Annotated in this window: 13 protein-coding genes and 1 other RNA gene; 5 read left to right on the top strand and 9 right to left on the bottom strand. The window is 47.4% G+C overall.

What is annotated here, in order from left to right; all coding sequences use genetic code 11:
- Positions 1 to 23: 23 nt before the first annotated feature.
- The 3 genes from KBW69_RS12020 to KBW69_RS12010 all read right to left on the bottom strand — a co-directional run bounded on the left by KBW69_RS12020 (position 24) and on the right by KBW69_RS12010 (position 2,320).
- Positions 24 to 371: an RnfH family protein gene (locus KBW69_RS12020; protein WP_257253832.1), complete on the bottom strand. Its 348-nt coding sequence runs from the start codon at positions 369 to 371 to the stop codon at positions 24 to 26.
- Positions 364 to 795 carry a type II toxin-antitoxin system RatA family toxin gene (locus tag KBW69_RS12015; RefSeq protein ID WP_257253830.1) on the bottom strand — a complete coding sequence of 144 codons (432 nt, stop codon included), beginning with the start codon at positions 793 to 795 and terminating at the stop codon, positions 364 to 366. Before KBW69_RS12015 ends, KBW69_RS12020 begins: the two co-directional genes overlap by 8 nt.
- Positions 796 to 961: 166 nt before the next feature.
- Positions 962 to 2,320 (bottom strand): sodium-dependent transporter, encoded by a 1,359-nt coding sequence (locus KBW69_RS12010; protein WP_257253828.1) that lies wholly within the window; start codon positions 2,318 to 2,320, stop codon positions 962 to 964.
- A 482-nt stretch (positions 2,321 to 2,802) separates the two neighbouring features.
- On the opposite strand from KBW69_RS12010, the gene smpB reads away from it, so the two are divergent.
- Together smpB and ssrA are read left to right on the top strand one after the other, a co-directional pair.
- Entirely contained in the window at positions 2,803 to 3,282 is a 480-nt protein-coding gene (gene smpB, locus KBW69_RS12005) for an SsrA-binding protein SmpB (RefSeq protein ID WP_257253827.1), read from the top strand.
- A 93-nt stretch (positions 3,283 to 3,375) separates the two neighbouring features.
- Positions 3,376 to 3,740: a transfer-messenger RNA gene (gene ssrA, locus KBW69_RS12000) on the top strand.
- A gap of 226 nt (positions 3,741 to 3,966) precedes the next feature.
- Here the strand turns inward: ssrA and KBW69_RS11995 are convergent.
- The 5 genes from KBW69_RS11995 to KBW69_RS11975 form a co-directional block, all read right to left on the bottom strand.
- Positions 3,967 to 5,520, bottom strand: coding sequence for a hypothetical protein (locus KBW69_RS11995; RefSeq protein WP_257281028.1), 1,554 nt, complete (start codon positions 5,518 to 5,520; stop codon positions 3,967 to 3,969).
- Positions 5,521 to 5,985: 465 nt separating this feature from the next.
- Positions 5,986 to 7,263 carry a hypothetical protein gene (locus KBW69_RS11990; protein ID WP_257281027.1) on the bottom strand — a complete coding sequence of 426 codons (1,278 nt, stop codon included), beginning with the start codon at positions 7,261 to 7,263 and terminating at the stop codon, positions 5,986 to 5,988.
- Positions 7,264 to 7,456: 193 nt separating this feature from the next.
- The gene (locus KBW69_RS11985; RefSeq protein ID WP_257281026.1) at positions 7,457 to 9,301 is read right to left on the bottom strand and encodes a hypothetical protein; all 1,845 of its coding nucleotides are present in this window, start codon (positions 9,299 to 9,301) and stop codon (positions 7,457 to 7,459) included.
- 183 nt (positions 9,302 to 9,484) lie between these two features.
- A complete protein-coding gene (locus KBW69_RS11980) occupies positions 9,485 to 11,689 on the bottom strand; it encodes a hypothetical protein (protein ID WP_257281025.1) in 2,205 nt (734 codons plus the stop codon).
- A 219-nt stretch (positions 11,690 to 11,908) separates the two neighbouring features.
- Complete coding sequence (locus tag KBW69_RS11975) at positions 11,909 to 14,080, bottom strand: hypothetical protein (protein ID WP_257281024.1); 2,172 nt, start codon at positions 14,078 to 14,080, stop codon at positions 11,909 to 11,911.
- 237 nt (positions 14,081 to 14,317) lie between these two features.
- On the opposite strand from KBW69_RS11975, the gene KBW69_RS11970 reads away from it, so the two are divergent.
- From KBW69_RS11970 to KBW69_RS11960, 3 genes are all read left to right on the top strand, one after another.
- Positions 14,318 to 14,488: a type II toxin-antitoxin system RelE/ParE family toxin gene (locus tag KBW69_RS11970; RefSeq protein WP_257281023.1), complete on the top strand. Its 171-nt coding sequence runs from the start codon at positions 14,318 to 14,320 to the stop codon at positions 14,486 to 14,488.
- Between the two features lie 658 nt (positions 14,489 to 15,146).
- On the top strand, positions 15,147 to 15,476 hold the full coding sequence (locus KBW69_RS11965; protein ID WP_257281022.1) for a hypothetical protein: 330 nt from the start codon (positions 15,147 to 15,149) through the stop codon (positions 15,474 to 15,476).
- 86 nt (positions 15,477 to 15,562) lie between these two features.
- Entirely contained in the window at positions 15,563 to 16,036 is a 474-nt protein-coding gene (locus tag KBW69_RS11960) for an FKBP-type peptidyl-prolyl cis-trans isomerase (protein WP_257281021.1), read from the top strand.
- A gap of 64 nt (positions 16,037 to 16,100) precedes the next feature.
- On the opposite strand, the gene KBW69_RS11955 is transcribed toward KBW69_RS11960, so the two are convergent.
- The gene (locus KBW69_RS11955; protein ID WP_257281019.1) at positions 16,101 to 17,699 is read right to left on the bottom strand and encodes an ABC-F family ATPase; all 1,599 of its coding nucleotides are present in this window, start codon (positions 17,697 to 17,699) and stop codon (positions 16,101 to 16,103) included.
- Positions 17,700 to 18,024 lie beyond the last annotated feature (325 nt).

Here is an 18,024-nt window from a genome sequence, read left to right as displayed (position 1 = left end):
GCTGACTGCAAAGCAGTTCACCCTCAGGATGCAACTGCTTCTTTCTTGAGTTTTGCTTTCTCTGCACGCATCTTGCGTACTTCTTTCGGATCAGCAATCAGCGGGCGATAGATTTCTATCCGGTCACCCTCTCTCACAGCCTGATCGGTCGGCCTGATAACTGCCTTGCCAAAAATGCCCAGTTTAACAGAGTCCCAATCAATCTCAGAAAAGATCGACTTCATGCCAGATTGTCTGGCGGCATCAAGTACTGATGTACCTTCTTTAACCTCAAGGGTCAGAATCCGGTAATCATCCGGCAGGGCGTAAGCCACTTCAATACTGACTCTGGAGTGTTCTTCCGGCTCGGACCGGCTATTGTTTTCAGCCATAAAGCTGCTCCGCTCTCTGACAGAAGGCGTCAACCATTTTATTCATTGCCTTGTTGAACACTGCACCGACTGTAGCTCTCAGCAATGGGTTGGATATTTCGAAATCCAGCTCCAGTGACACCTTGCAGCCTCCATGACCCAGCGGCTTGAATGTCCAGACCCCATTCAGCTTTGAAAAGGGCCCCTTCAGCAATGACATTTCAATAGACTGGTTTTCCACCATTCGGTTCCTTGTGGAAAACTCATAGCCCAGGTTTCCTTTGGACAGCTCAAGAGCGGCTTCCAATACCTCTCCTTCCTGCCTGAGTATTTTGGCTCCTGAACACCAGGGCAAAAACTGAGGATAACCTTCAACATCAGCCACCAGTGGATACATTTTTTCTACTGGCTGCATGATCAGGGCTGAACGGGAAACTCTTGGCATGACGCAGTGCAAATTTATAAGACAAGGGCCAGCGAGCATAACATATTGTGAAAGCTATTGCCTTCAGAGCCGTACAGGGAAAATACTCGGGGCTCGCAATGCCGCGGAGGAGGAGCGTAGCTTAAAGGCTACGCCCTATACCGATTATGATTTAAATGAGCTCAAATCATTTCAGCGCTGTGTACAGAATCAAAGCTACCGCTACAGGCACAATAAAACGGATCGCAAAGCGCCACAGATTGATCAGACCTACACTCATAGCCATTTCGTTGGACATAACAGAACGCTTCAGAACCCAGCCAGCAAAGATCGCTGTCAGAGCACCACCCAGAGGCAACAGCAAGACGCTGGTCATGTAATCGGCCAGATCAAAGATGGTCTTGTCGAAGAACTTGACGTCAGCCCAGATGTTAAAGGAGAACACAGAGCCCAGACCTACCAGCCAGATAGCACCACCGATCAGCCAGGTCGCCAGTACACGATTGATGCCGAAGCGCTCAGTCACCCAGGCCAGAGAAGGTTCAATAAGGGAGATGGCTGAACTCAGGGCAGCGATACTGACCAGCATGAAGAATATGAAGCCCAGAATCGATCCGCCGGTGATATTGGCGAAAGCAGAGGTCAGGGAAACAAACAGCAGACCGGGCCCGGCAGAAGGTTCAAGACCATGAGCGTAAACAATCGGGAACACGATCAGGCCAGAGATGATGGCCATCAGAGTATCGAGGAATGCAACATTCACTGCGGTACGTGGAATAGAGTTGTTGGCGGGCATGTAGGCACCGTATGCCATCAGGGCACACATCCCCAGACTCAAGGTAAAGAAGGCCTGACCCATAGCCGCTACAACTGCTTCGCCGGTAATCTTGCTGAAATCCACATCGAACATGAAGTGGAAACCACGCATGAATTCACCGGTAACCAAAACACTGTAACCCAGCATGGCAAACAGCAGCAGGAACAGGGTTGGCATCATAACCTGCAGACCTTTTTCCAGACCTTTATGAACACCACGAGCGGTGATCAGTACTGTGACCACCATAAACAGGGTGTGCCATAAAATTTGTCTTGGTGCAGAGGCAGTCAGAGCTTCAAACTCACCACCAATCTGATCAGCCGTCATACCATTGAAAACACCTGTCAGAAGATCCCAGGCGTATGACAGCGCCCAGCCAGCCACCACACTGTAAAAGGTCAGAATAATGAAACCGGTGGCCATACCCATCCAGCCAATCACTTCCCAGCCACGGAACACTCCTGCATCACTGGTCAATTTACGGATAGCATTCAGTGGGCTAAGGCGAGCCGAACGACCAATGGCCGTTTCAGCCATCAACAACGGTACACCTACCAGCGCGATACACAGCAGATAAACCAATACGAAGGCGCCACCACCGTATTGGCCAGCAATGTAAGGGAATTTCCAGATATTACCCAGACCAATGGCAGATCCGGCGGCAGCCAGCATAAATGTCCAACGGTTGTTCCAGGTTTTGCGCGCGGTTGTCGGGTTTTGTCCTGACATGAGACTCCTCAATGATGTACAGCAAAATTCTTATCGAGTGAAACCTTCATGCAGAGTGCTGCAAAGATACTTCGAACAACACTGCATTTTATTGCAAGCCGCCCGGGCTATTCAGTCTCGAATCAGACAATCAGGAAAAGGAGCTCAAACGACAACCAGCTTGAAGAAGAGAGTAGAGTCATTATTACAGCCAGGGGCACAAATAACAGCCCACTCAACACCGAATAAAGCAGCTACCATAAAGCTTTCACTGGAGCATGAGGGCGACGCTGAGCATTGTATCGGTTTCATTTCTCACCTCAACCACTTTTTCCTACAATCACCACAAAAAAAGAAATATCCCCCAAAATAATTTACAACCCAGAACATTTAACCTAAAGAAAAGAAGCCCTGAACAAATACGAAAAACCGTCAGGAGCCTGAATGAGTAACTGTCATAAGCAACGACTGGTTTTATACGCTATCCACGTTATAATCCGCGCATGGCTAAAAGATCGAAAAAAAGCGGTAAAGGCGACTCTTCCATTGTCGTCAACAAAAAAGCCCGTCATGACTACCACATTGATGAGTCATTTGAAGCAGGGCTTTCACTGGCAGGCTGGGAAGTCAAGAGCCTTCGCATGGGTAAAGTGCAACTGGTTGACAGCTACGTTCTACTCAAAGATGGCGAAGCCTGGTTGATTGGTGCCCAGATAACACCACTGGATACAGCATCCACCCATGTGATGGCTGATCCTCTGCGCGACCGGAAACTGCTGTTGCACAGAAGAGAGTTAGCCAAGCTGTTCTCGGAGACTCAACAGAAAGGTCATACTTGTATCGCTACCAAGCTGTACTGGAAAGGTCATCTGGTCAAATGCCAGGTAGCCCTTGCCCGTGGTAAGAAAGAGTTCGACAAGCGTGCTGCCACTAAAGAGCGCGAATGGAATATCGAAAAGCAGCGGGTTATGCACCGAGGCTAACTACATGACAGATGTCTTTTTATAAGCATCCCGGGTATAAATAACGGGTTGACTTCTATGCCACTTTTTGAATAATTAGTCTCAGGTTTCTCTGGGGGCGATCTGGATTCGACGACGGTTACGAAACCTTAGGTGCATGTCGAGAATGTAGTGATTCTCGTAAATCAAAACACTACAACCTTTTAGTTGCTAACGAAGACAACTTCCAAGGAGCTATGGCAGCTTAATACCTGCCTCCTCCCGGTCACTCCGACTTGCCTGTTGGCTGGAAATGACCGCTATTGAAAACAGGATCGCCTTGATGTCTGCCTGGGGCTGACAGGTTAAACTTTTCAGGATCGCGCAGTGTCACCCTGACCGTTGGGTCGTTCTGCGTTAGCCTAAAAACGGAATCTAAACATGTAGAGCCGAAGGCGGAGAATCGGCGGACGCGGGTTCAATTCCCGCCGCCTCCACCAGCTTGCAAACAGCCCTGATGAGCCCTCAGAAGCCATCAGGGCTTTTTATTAACCCTCAATTCTAATAGCAGAATTTCATGGCAATGGTTTTTCTCACTTGCCTTCAAACCAGTGATCTTGACGATGCAAGACAGAGTCAACCCATACTCCCGAAGGATTCTACTTTGGCGTAGCTGTGTAGTGTTTCGTATCGGTCCGATTTTCTGCAAGCCCTGTCCTCACTGTTCTATTTTTCCTGCCCGGGGCGATTCATATCCAGCAAATCAATATTCATTTTCATCCACAGCAGAGTAGCGGCCAGATTAACATTGTTACGACAGGTTCCATCATTGACGGTTAACAGGCCCCGAGTCTCGTCGATTATCTGATTCACCTCCTTTTGGCATTCTTCAGGAAAATTTTCCAACAACCGTTCCAGGTTTTGCTGTCCTTGAGTCAGATGTGCAAACCTCGAAGGAAACTGGCACAACTGATGCAACTTAACCAAATCTGACTCCAGCCCTGATTTCTGCCAGGTTCCGAGAGACATAAGAATTAAGAAGTCCAGGTCATACGTATCAAAGGCAGACTTGTCCAGTGTTTCGGCATAGTTCGTGCGCTCACCATTGATGACCAATTGCCCGGGTTGTTCAGACCCCTCCAGGTACATTATTTGCGAATAAAAGCTCAACATATTGTCTTTGGTAAGAGGTTCTTCATCCGCATAATAACCGTTTTCGGACAACACAGGGGACTCCAACAATGTTTCCAGATCGTGCAACGCAAATGACTCACAGCCAAAACCACCGGCTTGTCGAGGAGGCAGAAAGAAAAACTGGGAATCAGTAAAACCGTGATACTTTATCGCCAGTATTAACGCCAAACCGACAAAATGCGGCAGGGGTGAATAAGTTTTGTCTGCATGGTACTGCTTAAAAACAGTTAAACTATCAGCAAAAAAAACCTGAAAATGCCCCCTGCTATTTCTCCTGATAGAAACAACACTAACGTGACCTGTTTTAACCTGAAAAATATAGTTTTTTGGTTTTTGTGCTGCCATTAATGGCAACTGGGTTACAAATAACGAAACCAACTGGTGAAGACACTGTGGAAAACCAAGATAAGCATGCATGAGCCTTATAATCTCCGGGCTGGCAGCATCCAGAACCCTGTCAAGCAGCTCGTATTTGGGCAGCCCTTCAGGTAACTCAAGGTCAGGAAGTACTGCTTTGGCAAATGATCTGATATAAATTTCTGGCACTCTCTTAAACTCGGGATACTCAAGTAAAATATGCGTCATTTCACCTGTTTCCAGCTTTTCGGGAAAATAAAGCTCAAGTAGTTTCAGAACCCCTTTCCAACGGTATTCCGAGTTCTCCAGGGAGCCCTTTTCTTCTAAAATACCGGGATTCTGCTCATACAACTCTCGCAATTCTGCCTTAAAATCATCAATATTTTTTTTCTGATCCATCGTTTTCAATGACTTTTCAGCGGCCTTCAGTATTTCTTTCAGTTTTTCAAGATGCCTGGCACGACTCTCATCGTTTCCAGAAGCCGTTGCTGCACCAGTGCCAGAGGAACCTGAAGAGCCAGAACCACCTTGCCTTTTATGAGGCTGTTTTTTATGAGGCTGTTTTTCGCTTTGTCGCCCCTGCTTCGATGACTGAGATTGACTGCCCGTTTTGGTCTGTTTCTTGTTTTCATTACCATAGAGGTTCAACTCAAACGAATAGCCAGTAAAAACTGTTCCTTTGTCTGGCTGTAGTCCTTCCCCTTCAGAAACAGGGGAACTGATTGTCAAACCTTTTTTTCCTTTCTCTAACAGTAACAACGGAACAACCTTAGACTGAGGCAAACGAATGCGGTCAGATAAAAAAGAAGAAAGAATCACATCGGCACCGCCGCCAGAAACCAATGATGAAGCGTAAGGAATTGCAGCCTGGCTGCCAGCTGACAAAAAAATGCTAGCCAAAATAAAGACACAACACATGCTCTTCATAGTAAATAACCAAGCTCAAATAAAGATATCAAATAGATACAAAAACATCATTCTAGACAAAAAACTTGGATTTACCTGAAATTGGGATAGATTATTTCGTCTAAAGCAATGAATCGGCTCAATATATACGGCATCACTCGTCTTAATATTGAGAATGCCGTATGTAAACTCTTAAGAGGTGTTTTCAGAACCGACCAAAGCCTTGACAGATAATCAAAGACAACCGCTATTCGATTTTGGATACCACTGATTTTCAACGGTGCTTTATCAATTTTTATATACCTGACCAGTTGGTTTCGCTAACTGCTCAAATTCACTTTTTGCAGATAGGTAACCGGGCGCATCAGGAGCAAAATAGAGTTCATCAAATAACTTATTGGTTGCAATATCTGCCCATTGCCCAGATGTATATTCTTCTGGAAACCTTGATTCACTATTAGTTTCAGTGACAGTGAATAACACATCACCCTTGTAATAAACAGGATAATAAGTATCGCTACTACCATCACAGCATCCACAGGGGTCCCTTCCGTCACTCACTTCTTCACCTACTGAAATATCGCAGGGTTGAAGATATTTAAGTAATTGAATGGCATTCTCGAATACCTGAATATCCGGGTTAGGTGTTGTCGCGCCAAAATGCACATCGTTTTCAGTCAGAATTCCTTGTAAATAAATCATGTGCTCTATGACGCCTGACACAACCTCATTAGCCTGCGATCGTGAGGGCTGTGTTTTTGCCATCGCATGCTGAGTGGTGTGGTCTGTTGAACTTTCTATGGGATTTTCTATAGAATTCGGCGGCTCTTCAGCTGACTCTGTACTATTGGATAATTTTCGGAATTTACACACGCCATGACAGGAATCGACGTAACACTCTAAACCCAAAGTATGCTGCTCTTGTTCAAAACCTTCGTTATCACGGCCAGAACCAGAAGACAGGCGTCTTTTGACAGAGCCTCTAACATGGGCAGTTGCCCCCGGGGTTTGCTGACCGGATGATTCTGATGGTGGGTTTTGTTGGTCACTTTGTTGCTGGCTTTGTCCGGGGAGCATCATAGTGTTGATCGCAAACGGATCATCCTGACTTGCCTTCAGTTGATCCCTCGGGTTAAACATTACTGAATCAGGGTTCCAATAGCTTTTTAAGAGCCAGCCGACTGCGACAAACGCCTCTTCGGGTATCCATGAATAAGTTTTGCCGCTCAGAGCGGCGTCATGTGTAGTCAGGAACAGTTCATAAGCCACCAGCAGATTGGTGGCGTAAAGCAACTGCCACGAAATGGACTCAATAAAGGTCGTTTTTAAAGTGTAACCATCAAGCCTGTGTGATTTGTCATCAGACGGCAAAACTGCCCATGCATAGTCGTTTGTGTCGGCAAGGTGTGTCGGATTGCCCAACAACGAATTCAGGTTGTGCTTTATAGAAAAGCTCTCACTGGTCTGTTTATGCTCGACAACAAAATGTCTTGTCAACGATTCTGCCCGACAAACGACAGACGACAAAAGAAGCGACAGCAGCACAACAAAAAATGATCGTCTCATTATTCTATTCATCCATTCTTGTTTTATAGTGAATAAATACAGGTCAGTAAAGTAATAGACCAGAAAGGTGCTAAATCAAAAAAACAAGCATACTTTTCTCTCACAAACCTTAGGCTGCACTTATTGTTTGAATTCAGCATCACTCCCTTTCTGGAGGTCTGACACCCAAATTATGCAGTCAGGTTAATCACACTTATTTCACTTTACCCTTTCTTAATTTACCCTTTCTTAATTTACTCTCTTTAGGACTGAGTTCATTATCCTGGCCCACACAAAAGCGCATGCGTTTTCGATGTCTCATTTTGTGATCTGCCAGAGCCTGAGCATGCTTGCAGATCTTCCCGCATGGTTGCTCCTGACCATCCTCCCCGATCACTGTCATGTCACAGGTTTTTTGCCCGGTGTGAATTTTGCCTTTGTGAGATGACAGAGATAGAACATTCTTGAAGACTTTCCCGCATGGCCGCAACTGGCCATAATTCCCGACTATTGAAAGGTCACAGGTTTGTTTCCCGGTGTGAGCGATTCTTTTGTGACTCGACAGGGCGCGACTATTCTTACAGACCTTCCCGCATGGCTCCTTCCTGCCATCCTCCCTGAAAACGTTAACGTCACAGATTTTTTGCCCGGTGTGAACTTTGCTTTTGTGAGAAAACAGAGCCAGATCATTCTTGAAGACTTTCCCGCAAGGCCGTTGCAGACCATCCTCCCCGAACTCGCTTACGTCACAGATTTGTTGTTCGGAGTGGTATCTGTATTTGTGATTCGCCAGGGCATAAGTATTCTTGCAGACCATTCCGCATGGCTGTTGCTGACCATCCTTCCCAATCACTATCCAGTTACAGATTTTTTGTCCAGAATGGTATGCGTTTTTGTGAGTCAATAGAGATTTAGCATTCTTGAAGACCTTCCCGCATGGCTGTTGCTTACCATCCTCACCGGTCACGATCACATTACAGTTTATCTGTTCGCAGTGGTATCCAATTTTGTGATTCGACTGAGCTTTTACTGTATCTGTCTGGGTAAGATGAGCCTGGCTCTGACCCAACTGGGATAATTCTGTGGTTTCATCAGCGGAGACAGACAAATTTGAGGGCATTGCCACTTCATGATTGAGTGGTCTGGTCGTGTCAGTGGTATAGGGTGCCCCTGCATTCGTTAAGTCTATAAAGTTGAAGCAATGGGTTGGATTGCTATCAATGTCATACGCCTCTGGATCCAATAGTTGTCCTGGATCGAATGGGTGTTCAATGTCAGCAAAATCATCCAATATTTCTAACAGCGACTCTTGTCGGGAAAAGGCAGCGTTTACAGGATCATAACGACTTGAGCAGCCAAAGCAGTATCCATTATAAAAATGGGGGCATGCGTTTTGTCCGGGTGTTGCCCCTGATGGTCGGAATTGACAAACATCATGACAGGGATGGATGAAACAATTTAAACCCAAAGTATGTTGATGCTGTTCAGGGCCCCGGTTATTCCCACCAGATTCAGAGTACAGAAAGCGAGTGAAAAAGCCTGTAGATTGGGGAAGAGCTTCGAAGGCTTCCTGCCCGCATGATTCTGATGATTGCCCCTGTTGTTGGTCTCCTCCAGAGCCAAGTGCCATAGTGATGGCCACTAGCGGGAGATCCTGACTCGTCTCCCGGAGTTCAATCGGGTTAAACGACGGTAAACCGGGGTTCCAAAAGCTTTTTAAAAGCCAACCGACAGCAACAACCTCTTCTAAAGGTATCCATGAATAAGGATTGGTGCTCAGAGAGGTGTCTTTGGTGGTCAGGATCACTTCATAAGCCATCAGCAGATTCGTAGCATGAAGCGATTGCCACGACATCGATTCAATGAGGGTCGTTTTCTCCCCATAGACGCCCGATCTGTGTGGTTTGTCATCGGGCTGCAAATCTGCTCCGGCAGAGCAGTTTGCGTCGGCAGTGATTAGCGGGTTGCCGGGTAACATGCGCTGATCACGCTTCATAAAAAAGCTCTGGTTTGGAGAACCTGTTTTCTGTACAAACCCGACAATAAAACGTTTTGTCAACGGTTCGGCCTGACAGATAACAGACAGCAACAGTAGCAACCACAGCGGTGCCGTAAGAAGTGGGTATTGAATAATGCTTGCCTTGCATCCTGATTTACAGAGAGGGTTCACTTTTTTCGACCGGGACTTGCAGCCTACTGGTATTATTAGGATCCTGTTGTCTGGAGCCCCCGGTAACCACACTTATTTCACTTTACCCTTTTTCACTTTACCCTCTTTAGGGCGGAGTTCATTACCCTGAGCCACAAGAACAGCCATACGTTTTCGATGTCTTCTTTTGTGATCCGCCAGAGCTTGAGCATTCTTGCAGATCTTCCAGCATGGTCGCTCCTGACCATCCTCCCCGACCAATACCATGTCACAGACTTGTTCTCTGGTGTGGGCGATTCTTTTATGATTCGACAGGGCACGAGCATTACGACAGACCTTCCCGCATGGCTGATTCTTGCCATCCTCCCTGACCACATCACAGGTTCTCTGCCCGGTGTGACATACACTTCTGTGAGTTGAAAGAGATTGATCATTCTTGAAGACTTTCCCGCATGGCCGCGACTGGCCATCCTTCCCGACTACTGAGAGGTTACAGGTTTGTCCCCCGGTGTGAACGATTCTTTTGTGATTCGACAGGTCGCGAGCATTCTCGCAGACCCTCCCGCATGGCTGCGACTGGCCGTCCTCCCGGACCACGTTAACGTCACAGGTTTTTTGCCCAGTGTGAAGTTTGCCTTTGTGGGATAACAGAGCCAGATCATTCTTGAAGACTTTCCCGCATGACTGCGACTGACCATCCTTCCCGACTATTGTCAGGTTACAGGTTAGTTGCTCTCTGTGAAATTTGCCTTTGTGATCCGCCAGGGCTTTAGCACTCTTGCAGAGGTTCCCGCATGGCCGCTGCTGGCCATCCTCGCCGACCATGATCAGTTGACAAATTTGTTGCCCAGAGTGGATTCTTTTTTTGTGACTCCTCAGAGCGGGAGCATTCTTGCAGATCGTTCCGCATGGCCGTCGCTGACCATCCTCTCCGACCACGGTTATGTCACAGGTTTGTTGTTCAGAATGGTACCCGTTTTTGTGATTCGACAGGGCATGGGCATTCTTGCAGACCATTCCACATGGCCTTTGCTGACCATCTTTTCCAATCACTGTCCAGACACAGGTTTTTTGTCCAGAGTGGTATGCGTTTTTGTGAGTTGCCAGAGATTGAGCATTCTTGAAGACCTTCCTGCACGGCTGTTGCTTACCATCCTGCCCGACCACGATCACATTACAGGTTACCTTTTCGCAGTGGTATCCAATGTTGTGACTCGACAGGGCTTTTACTGTATCTGTCTGGAAAAGATCAGTTTGGCTCTGACTCAACTGGGATAATTCTGTGGTTTCATCAGCGGAGACAGCCAAACTTGAGGGTATTACCACTTCATGATTGAGAGGCCTGGTTGTGTCAGTGGTACAGGGTGCTCCTGCATTCGTTAAGTCTAAAAAATTAAAGTAATGGGTTGGATTGCTATCAATGTCATACGCCTCTGGATCCAATAGTTGTCCGGGATCGAATGGGTGTTGAATGTCAGCAAAATCATCCAATATTTCTAAAAGTGACTCTTGTTGGGAACATGCAGCGTTTACAAAATCATAACGACTTGAGCAGCTATAGCAGTATCCATGATACAAATGGGGGCATGAGCTTTCTCCGGGTGCTGCTCCCGATGGTCGGAATTGACAAACACCATAACAAGGATGGACGAAACAATTTAAACCCAAAGTATGTTGATGCTGTTCAGGGCCTCCGTTATTCCCGCCAGAGTCAGAATCCAGAAAGCGAGTGAAAAAGCCTATAGATTCGGGGAGGGCTTCGGAGGCTTCCTGCCCGGATGATTCTGATGGCTGCCCCTGTTGTTGGTCTCCTCCGGAGCCAAGCGCCATAGTGATGGCCGCTTGCAGGAGATCCTGACTCGTCTTCTGGAGTTCAATCGGGTTAAACGCCAGTGAACCGGGGTTCCAAAAGCTTTTTAAAAGCCAACCGACAGCAACAACCGCTTCTAAAGGTATCCATGAATAAGGATTGGTGCTCAGAGAGGTGTCTTTGGTGGTCAGGATCAGTTCATAAGCCATCAGCAGATTCATAGCATGAAGCGATTGCCACGCCATCGATTCAATGAGGGTCGTTTTCACCCCGCAGCCGCGAGCCCTTTGTAGCTCATCATCAGGCTGCAAATCTGATCTGACATAGCGGTTTGTGTCGGCAATGATTGACGGACTGTCGGACAATCTGCGCCGCTCACGCTTCATAGAAAAGCTCTGGTTTGGAGAAGCTGTTTTCTGTGCAAACTCGACAATAAAACGTTTTGTCAGTGGTTCGGCCTGACAGATAACAGACAATGACAGTAGCAACCACAATGTTGCCGTAAGGAGTGAATACTGAATAATTCTATCCTTGCATTCTGGTTTACAGAGAGGAAGGATAGATCAAGAAAATAATTACGTTTTATACCGCCAGTCATTGCAACCTGTCTGGTCTCAACATGTAAAATCTTCGTCATGAAAATAAGCGGGCACCGGTCAGAGATCTCTACCTAAGAGTTGTCGTCTAAATTACCTCGGTAATCACACTTATTTCACTTTCTCCCTTTTCAATTTACCCTCTTCAGGGCTGGGTTCATTATCCTGATCCACACGAACAGACATGCGTTTTCGATGTCTTCTTTTGTGATCCACCAGAGCTTTAGCATTCTTGCAGATCTTCCGGCATCGTCGCTCCTGACCATCTTCCCCGACCACTGTCATGTCACAGAGTTGTTCTCTGGTGTGGGCGATTCTTTTATGATTCGACAGGGCGCGAGCATTCTGGCAGACCCTCCCGCATGGCTGATTCTTGCCATCCTCCCTGACCAGGTTAGCGTCACAGGTTTTTTGCCCGGAGTGAATTACGCTTCTGTGACTTGACAGAGACAGATCATTCTTGAAGACTCTCCCGCATGGTCGCAACTGGCCATTCTTCCCGACTAATGACAGGTGACAGGTTTTTTCCCCGGTGTGAGCGATTCTTTTGTGACTCGTCAGGGCGCCGACATTCTGGCAGACCCTCCCGCATGGCTGCTTCTTGCCACCCTCCCCGTCTACCTCAACGTCACAGGTTTTTTGCCCGGTGTGAAATTTCCTTTTGTGAGATGACATAGCCTGATCATTCTTGAAGGCTTTCCCGCATGGCCGCGACTGGCCATCCTTCCCGACTATTGCCAGGTTACAGGTTTTTTGCTTGCCGTGAAATTTGGCTTTGTGATCCGCCAGGGCTTTAGCACACTTGTAGACCTTCGCGCACGGCCGCTGCTGGCCATCATCCGCGACCACGATCACTCGACAGATTTGTTGCCCGGTGTGGACTCTTCTTTTGTGCCCCCTCAGGGCGGAAGCATTCTTGCAGACCTTTCCGCATGACCGTTGCTGACCATCCTCCCCGACCACGGTTACGTCACAGGTTTGTTGTTCAGAATGGTATCCGATCTTGTGATTCCACACGGCTTGAGCATTCTTGCAGACCATTCCGCATGGCCGTTGCTGACCATCCTCCCCAATCACTATCCATTCACAGGTTTTTTGTCCAGAATGGTATGCGTTTTTGTGAGTCAATAGAGATTTAGCATTCTTGAAGACCTTCCCGCATGGCTGTTGTTTACCATCCTCACCGGCCACGATCACATTACAGTTTATCTGTTCGCAGTGGTATCCAATTTTGTGATTCGACAGAGCTTTTACTGTATCTGTCTGGGTAAGATGAGCCTGGCTCTGACTCGACTGGGATAATTCTGTGGTTTCATCAGCGGAGACAGACAAATTTGAGGGCATTGCCACTTCATGATTGAGTGGCCTGGTCGTGTCAGTAGTATAGGGTGCCCCTGCATTCGTTAAGTTTATAAAGTTAAAGCAATGGGTTGGATTGCTATCAATATCATACGCCTCTGGATCCAATAGTTGTCCGGGATCGAATGGGTGTTCAATTTCAGCAAAATCATCCAATATTTCTAACAGTGACTCTTGTTGGGAACATGCAGCGTTTACAGGATCATAACGACTTGAGCAGCCAAAGTAGTATCCATTATACAAATGGGGGCATGAGTTTTGTCCAGGTGTTGCCCCTGATGGTCGGAATTGACAAACACCATGACAGGGATGGATGAAACAATTTAAACCCAAAGTATGTTGATGCTGTTCAGGGCCCCGGTTATTCTCACCAGATTCAGAGTACAGAAAGCGAGTGAAAAAGCCTGTAGATTGGGGGAGAGCTTCGGAGACTTCCTGCCCGCATGATTCTGATGATTGCTCCTGTTGTTGGTCTCCTCCAGAGCCAAGCGCCATAGTGATGGCTACAAGCGGGTGATTCTGACTCTTCTCCCGGAGTTCAATCGGGTTAAACGACGGTGAACGGGGATTCCAAAAGCTTTTTAAAAGCCAACCGACAGCAACAACCGCTTCTAAAGGTATCCATGAATAAGGATTGGTGCTCAAAAAGGTGTCTTTGGTGGTCAGAATCAGTTCACAAGCCATCAGCAGATTCTTAGCATGAAGCGATTGCCACGACATCGATTCAATGAGGGCCGTTTTCTCCCCATAGACACCCGATCTGTGTGGTTTGTCATCTGGCTGAAAATACGCTCCGGCAGAGCAGTTTGTGTCGGCAATGATTAGCGGGCTGCCAGGCAATATGCGCTGGTCACGCTTCATAAAAAAGCTCTGGTTTGGAGAACCTGTTTTCTGTACAAACCCGACGATAAAACGTTTTGTCAACGGTTCGGCCTGACAGATAACAGACAGCAACAGTAGCAACCACAGCGGTGCCGTAAGAAGTGGATATTGAATAATACTTACCTTGCATCCTGATTTACAAAGAGGAAGGATAGATCAAGAAAATAAGAGCGCTTTTCTGTCCAGGACTTTTTGCCCCAGACCTCCTGTTAAATACCTCAAAAACAAAGGTTTTAACGGAATGGACTCACTCATCAACGACCTGGACGCTGAGTCCTGATGACGCAAAAGATCAACAGAAAAGTCAGAGTCACCCCACGGGCCCGGGACGATCTACAAAATATCGGCAGCTACACGTTACGAACGTGGGGCAAAAATCAGCGAAACCTTTATTTGAAAAGCATTGAAGCACACTTCCATTGGCTTGCTGAAAATCCCCAACCGCAGTAGGACAGCCTTAAGTCCGACAGGCTGCTAGACTGCCCTATGCGGCAACTGCTCCTGCGTTACTCTGGTTCCTGCATCCATGCAGCAGCAGCGAATTGGTCTGAGAACATGAAGAATTACCTGTTTGTAATGATGCTTGGATATATGAGTGTTTTCTCAAACACTGTTTACTCCAATGTCGGCAATCATAATGGCAGCTATGATCATATCGACTACAGTCGAGAACCCATACTGTGGGGTTTATACGATGGGGAAAGCCTGATGAAGACTGTGGTGGCATTATTCAGTACGGGACTTGTTGTTTTTTGGGTGACTCCACATGCATGTATAGGCGCTGTTACAGGATATTGTATTTACTCTGGATCACCCCACGTTAGGGCGTTGAGAGGTGCTTTAATCCATGGAGGCATATCAGCATGTGTATATTCACCCGTAATTGGCGTTAGTGTTTATAAATGGAGCAGAGGTGATGTAGAAAGGGACTACTAGCTCCCTTAGTCTTCGTCAAAGCAGTCCTTGACCGGCCAGTGGCATCGAACAGCGTCGCCTATCAGCACAACCATTTTCCATTAACAAACTTTAATCCACTGAACACAATCTGTTTATCCACAGCCCTCTATATTGGAGTCATGACTAACCCCCTCCCTTATCGAGGTAAATCATGGAAAAATGGCTCAAGCAATTAAAAAATGGTTTCAATCAAGTTAAGGCTGCTTTCTTTGAGCAGCGGGATGGCGCTGCCATCAGCCCGTTTAAAGCGATTCTGGGCACCGTCATTCTAACGAGCCTGTTTGTAGTGATGCTGCCACTGATCATGCTGATCTTTACGGTACAGATGGGGCTGATTCTGGTGGGTATGGTTGCCGTTCTGTTTATGGGTATCCGCAAGCAGAGTGGACAATGGCCCGGAGAGGAAAAACTGGTTAATCCGGAGCCAGAGCCCGCAGAAACTGTCAAGGAAGAGGAGAAAGACCAGAAAAAGCATCAATAATGGAAAGGTTTATGGGCTTAGATTTTTGAGTTGTCGGTCAGGATAGGGTATTTTTCATCGACTTATCCACAGTCCGGGTGATCTTTGTGTCTACTGTTATCTTTATTGTTTTTATCGCTGTCGTGTTGTTCTTTGGCAAACGCCGCATTGATCAGAAAAAGCAACAGGCTCAGGAAGCCCTGGTTCAGGGTCAGGCTTTTCTGGAAAAGAACCAGAATGAAGAAGACGTAATGACCACAGAGTCCGGATTGCAGTATAAGGTTCTGGAAAAGGGTGAACATTCAGATCACCCTGCGGCCACCAGCAAAGTAAGAGTGCACTATCACGGTACGCTGATTAATGGTCAGGTGTTTGACAGTTCTGTAGACCGTGGAAATCCGATTTCCTTTGGACTGAATCAGGTGATTCCCGGCTGGACCGAAGGTCTGAAGCTGATGTCGGTAGGCGACAAGTTTCGACTGTTTATTCCTGCCAATCTGGCTTACGGTAGCGGTGGTGCCGGTAAAATCCCCGGCAACTCTGTACTGATCTTTGATGTGGAATTACTCGGTATCGAATAAACCGTTGAGTCTCGAACAGGGCGGAGAAATCTCTGCCCCATTAGCTATTTGCTCTTCAACAAAATTACTCTTCAACAACACCCTGTTTGCGTAGGTAATCGTCGTAAGTTCCGTGGAAATCGACGACACCATCTTCCGTGATTTCAATGATGCGGGTCGCCAGAGACGATACAAACTGACGGTCATGGCTGACAAAGATCAGTGTGCCCGGGTAGTTTTCCAACGCCAGGTTAAGGGATTCAATGGATTCCATGTCCATGTGGTTGGTAGGTTCATCCATCAGTAATACATTGGGCTTTTGCTGAATCAGTTTACCGAACAACATACGGCCCTGCTCACCACCGGAAATAACACGGACTGACTTTTTGATGTCGCTCTGAGAGAACAGCATACGACCCAGTACACCACGGATCACCTGCTCATCGTCGCCTTCGTTCATCCATTGCCCCATCCAGTCGAACAGGTTCATGTCCTTATCAAACTCGTCGCTATGATTCTGGGCGTAGTAACCGATGTCAGCATTCTCGGACCACTGGATAGTACCGCCCTTGGGTGCCATCTTGCCGGCCAGAGTGTGCAGCAGTGTGGACTTGCCAATACCGTTCTGACCAATGATGGCGATGCGCTCACCCACTTCAACCATCAGGTTAACGTCATTGAACAGCGGCTTGTCCTCATAGCCCTGAGACATTTTTTCCATCACCAGCGCATTACGGAACAGTTTCTTTTCCTGTTCAAAACGGATGAACGGGTTCTGTCGGCTGGAAGGTTTAACCTCTTCTAGCTTGATCTTGTCGATCAGCTTGGCCCTCGAGGTCGCCTGTCTGGCTTTGGACGCATTGGCAGAAAAGCGACTGACAAAGCTCTGAAGCTCGGCAATCTGGGCTTTCTTCCTGGCATTATCAGCCTGCATTCGCTCACGAGCCTGGGTAGCCGCTATCATGTACTCGTCGTAATTACCGGGGAACATTCGCAGCTCGCCATAGTCCAGATCGGCCATGTGAGTGCAAACACTGTTCAGGAAGTGACGGTCGTGGGAAATGATGATCATGGTACAGTCGCGCTGCTTGAGTATCCCTTCCAGCCAGCGGATCGCATTAATGTCCAGGTTGTTGGTGGGTTCGTCCAGCAGCATGATGTCGGGATCGGCAAACAATACCTGCGCCAACAGAACACGCAGCTTCCAGCCCGGGGCAACAGCACTCATTGGGCCGTAGTGTTGTTCCAGTGGAATATCCAGACCCAGCAGCAGTTCACCGGCGCGGGCTTCAGCGGAATAACCGTCCATTTCACCAAACAGAACTTCCAGGTCTGCAACACGCATACCTTCTTCTTCCGTCATGTCTCCCTTGGCGTAAATGCGGTCACGCTCTTCCTTAACCTTCCAGAGTTCAGAATGCCCCATAATTACGGTATCAATGACCGTGTTTTCTTCATAGGCAAACTGATCCTGATTTAGCTTGGCAATGCGCTCGTTGGGATCATAGCTGACATTACCGGCAGAGGGCTCCAGTTCGCCACTGATGATTTTCATCAGGGTGGACTTACCACAACCATTGGCACCGATCAGACCGTAGCGGTTGCCATCACCAAACTTGACGGAGATGTCTTCAAACAGGGGTTTATCCCCGAATTGCATGGTCACGTTAGACGTTATCAGCATAACTGTGTTTTCTCCCTTGGCGATCTGCCGACCAGACACACCCTTTGGATCATTGAATAGGTAAACCGCCAATTATCACACAAACGCACCTTTTTAGTTATTAGAGGTGCTCCATGCTTGTTATGGTTGATACTTATTACTGCTCGCCAGCAAACGACTGCTGCCCCTGAGTTTAAAGGGTGTCACTAGGAGCCTGACCGAGAATAGCGCCCGTAGCGAGGACGGCAGAAAATTGAGGATGAAAATTCGGTTTTGTGAGGAGAATAGCGAGCTATTTGACGAACAAAAGCGGATTTTCAGACCAATTTGCTGCCGCCGCAGTAGG

The organism is Endozoicomonas sp. ISHI1, from assembly GCF_024606225.1.
Lineage (GTDB): Bacteria > Pseudomonadota > Gammaproteobacteria > Pseudomonadales > Endozoicomonadaceae > Endozoicomonas_A.
The sequence above is the reverse complement of the archived record's forward strand: the minus strand, read 5'-3'. Positions and strand labels throughout refer to the sequence as shown.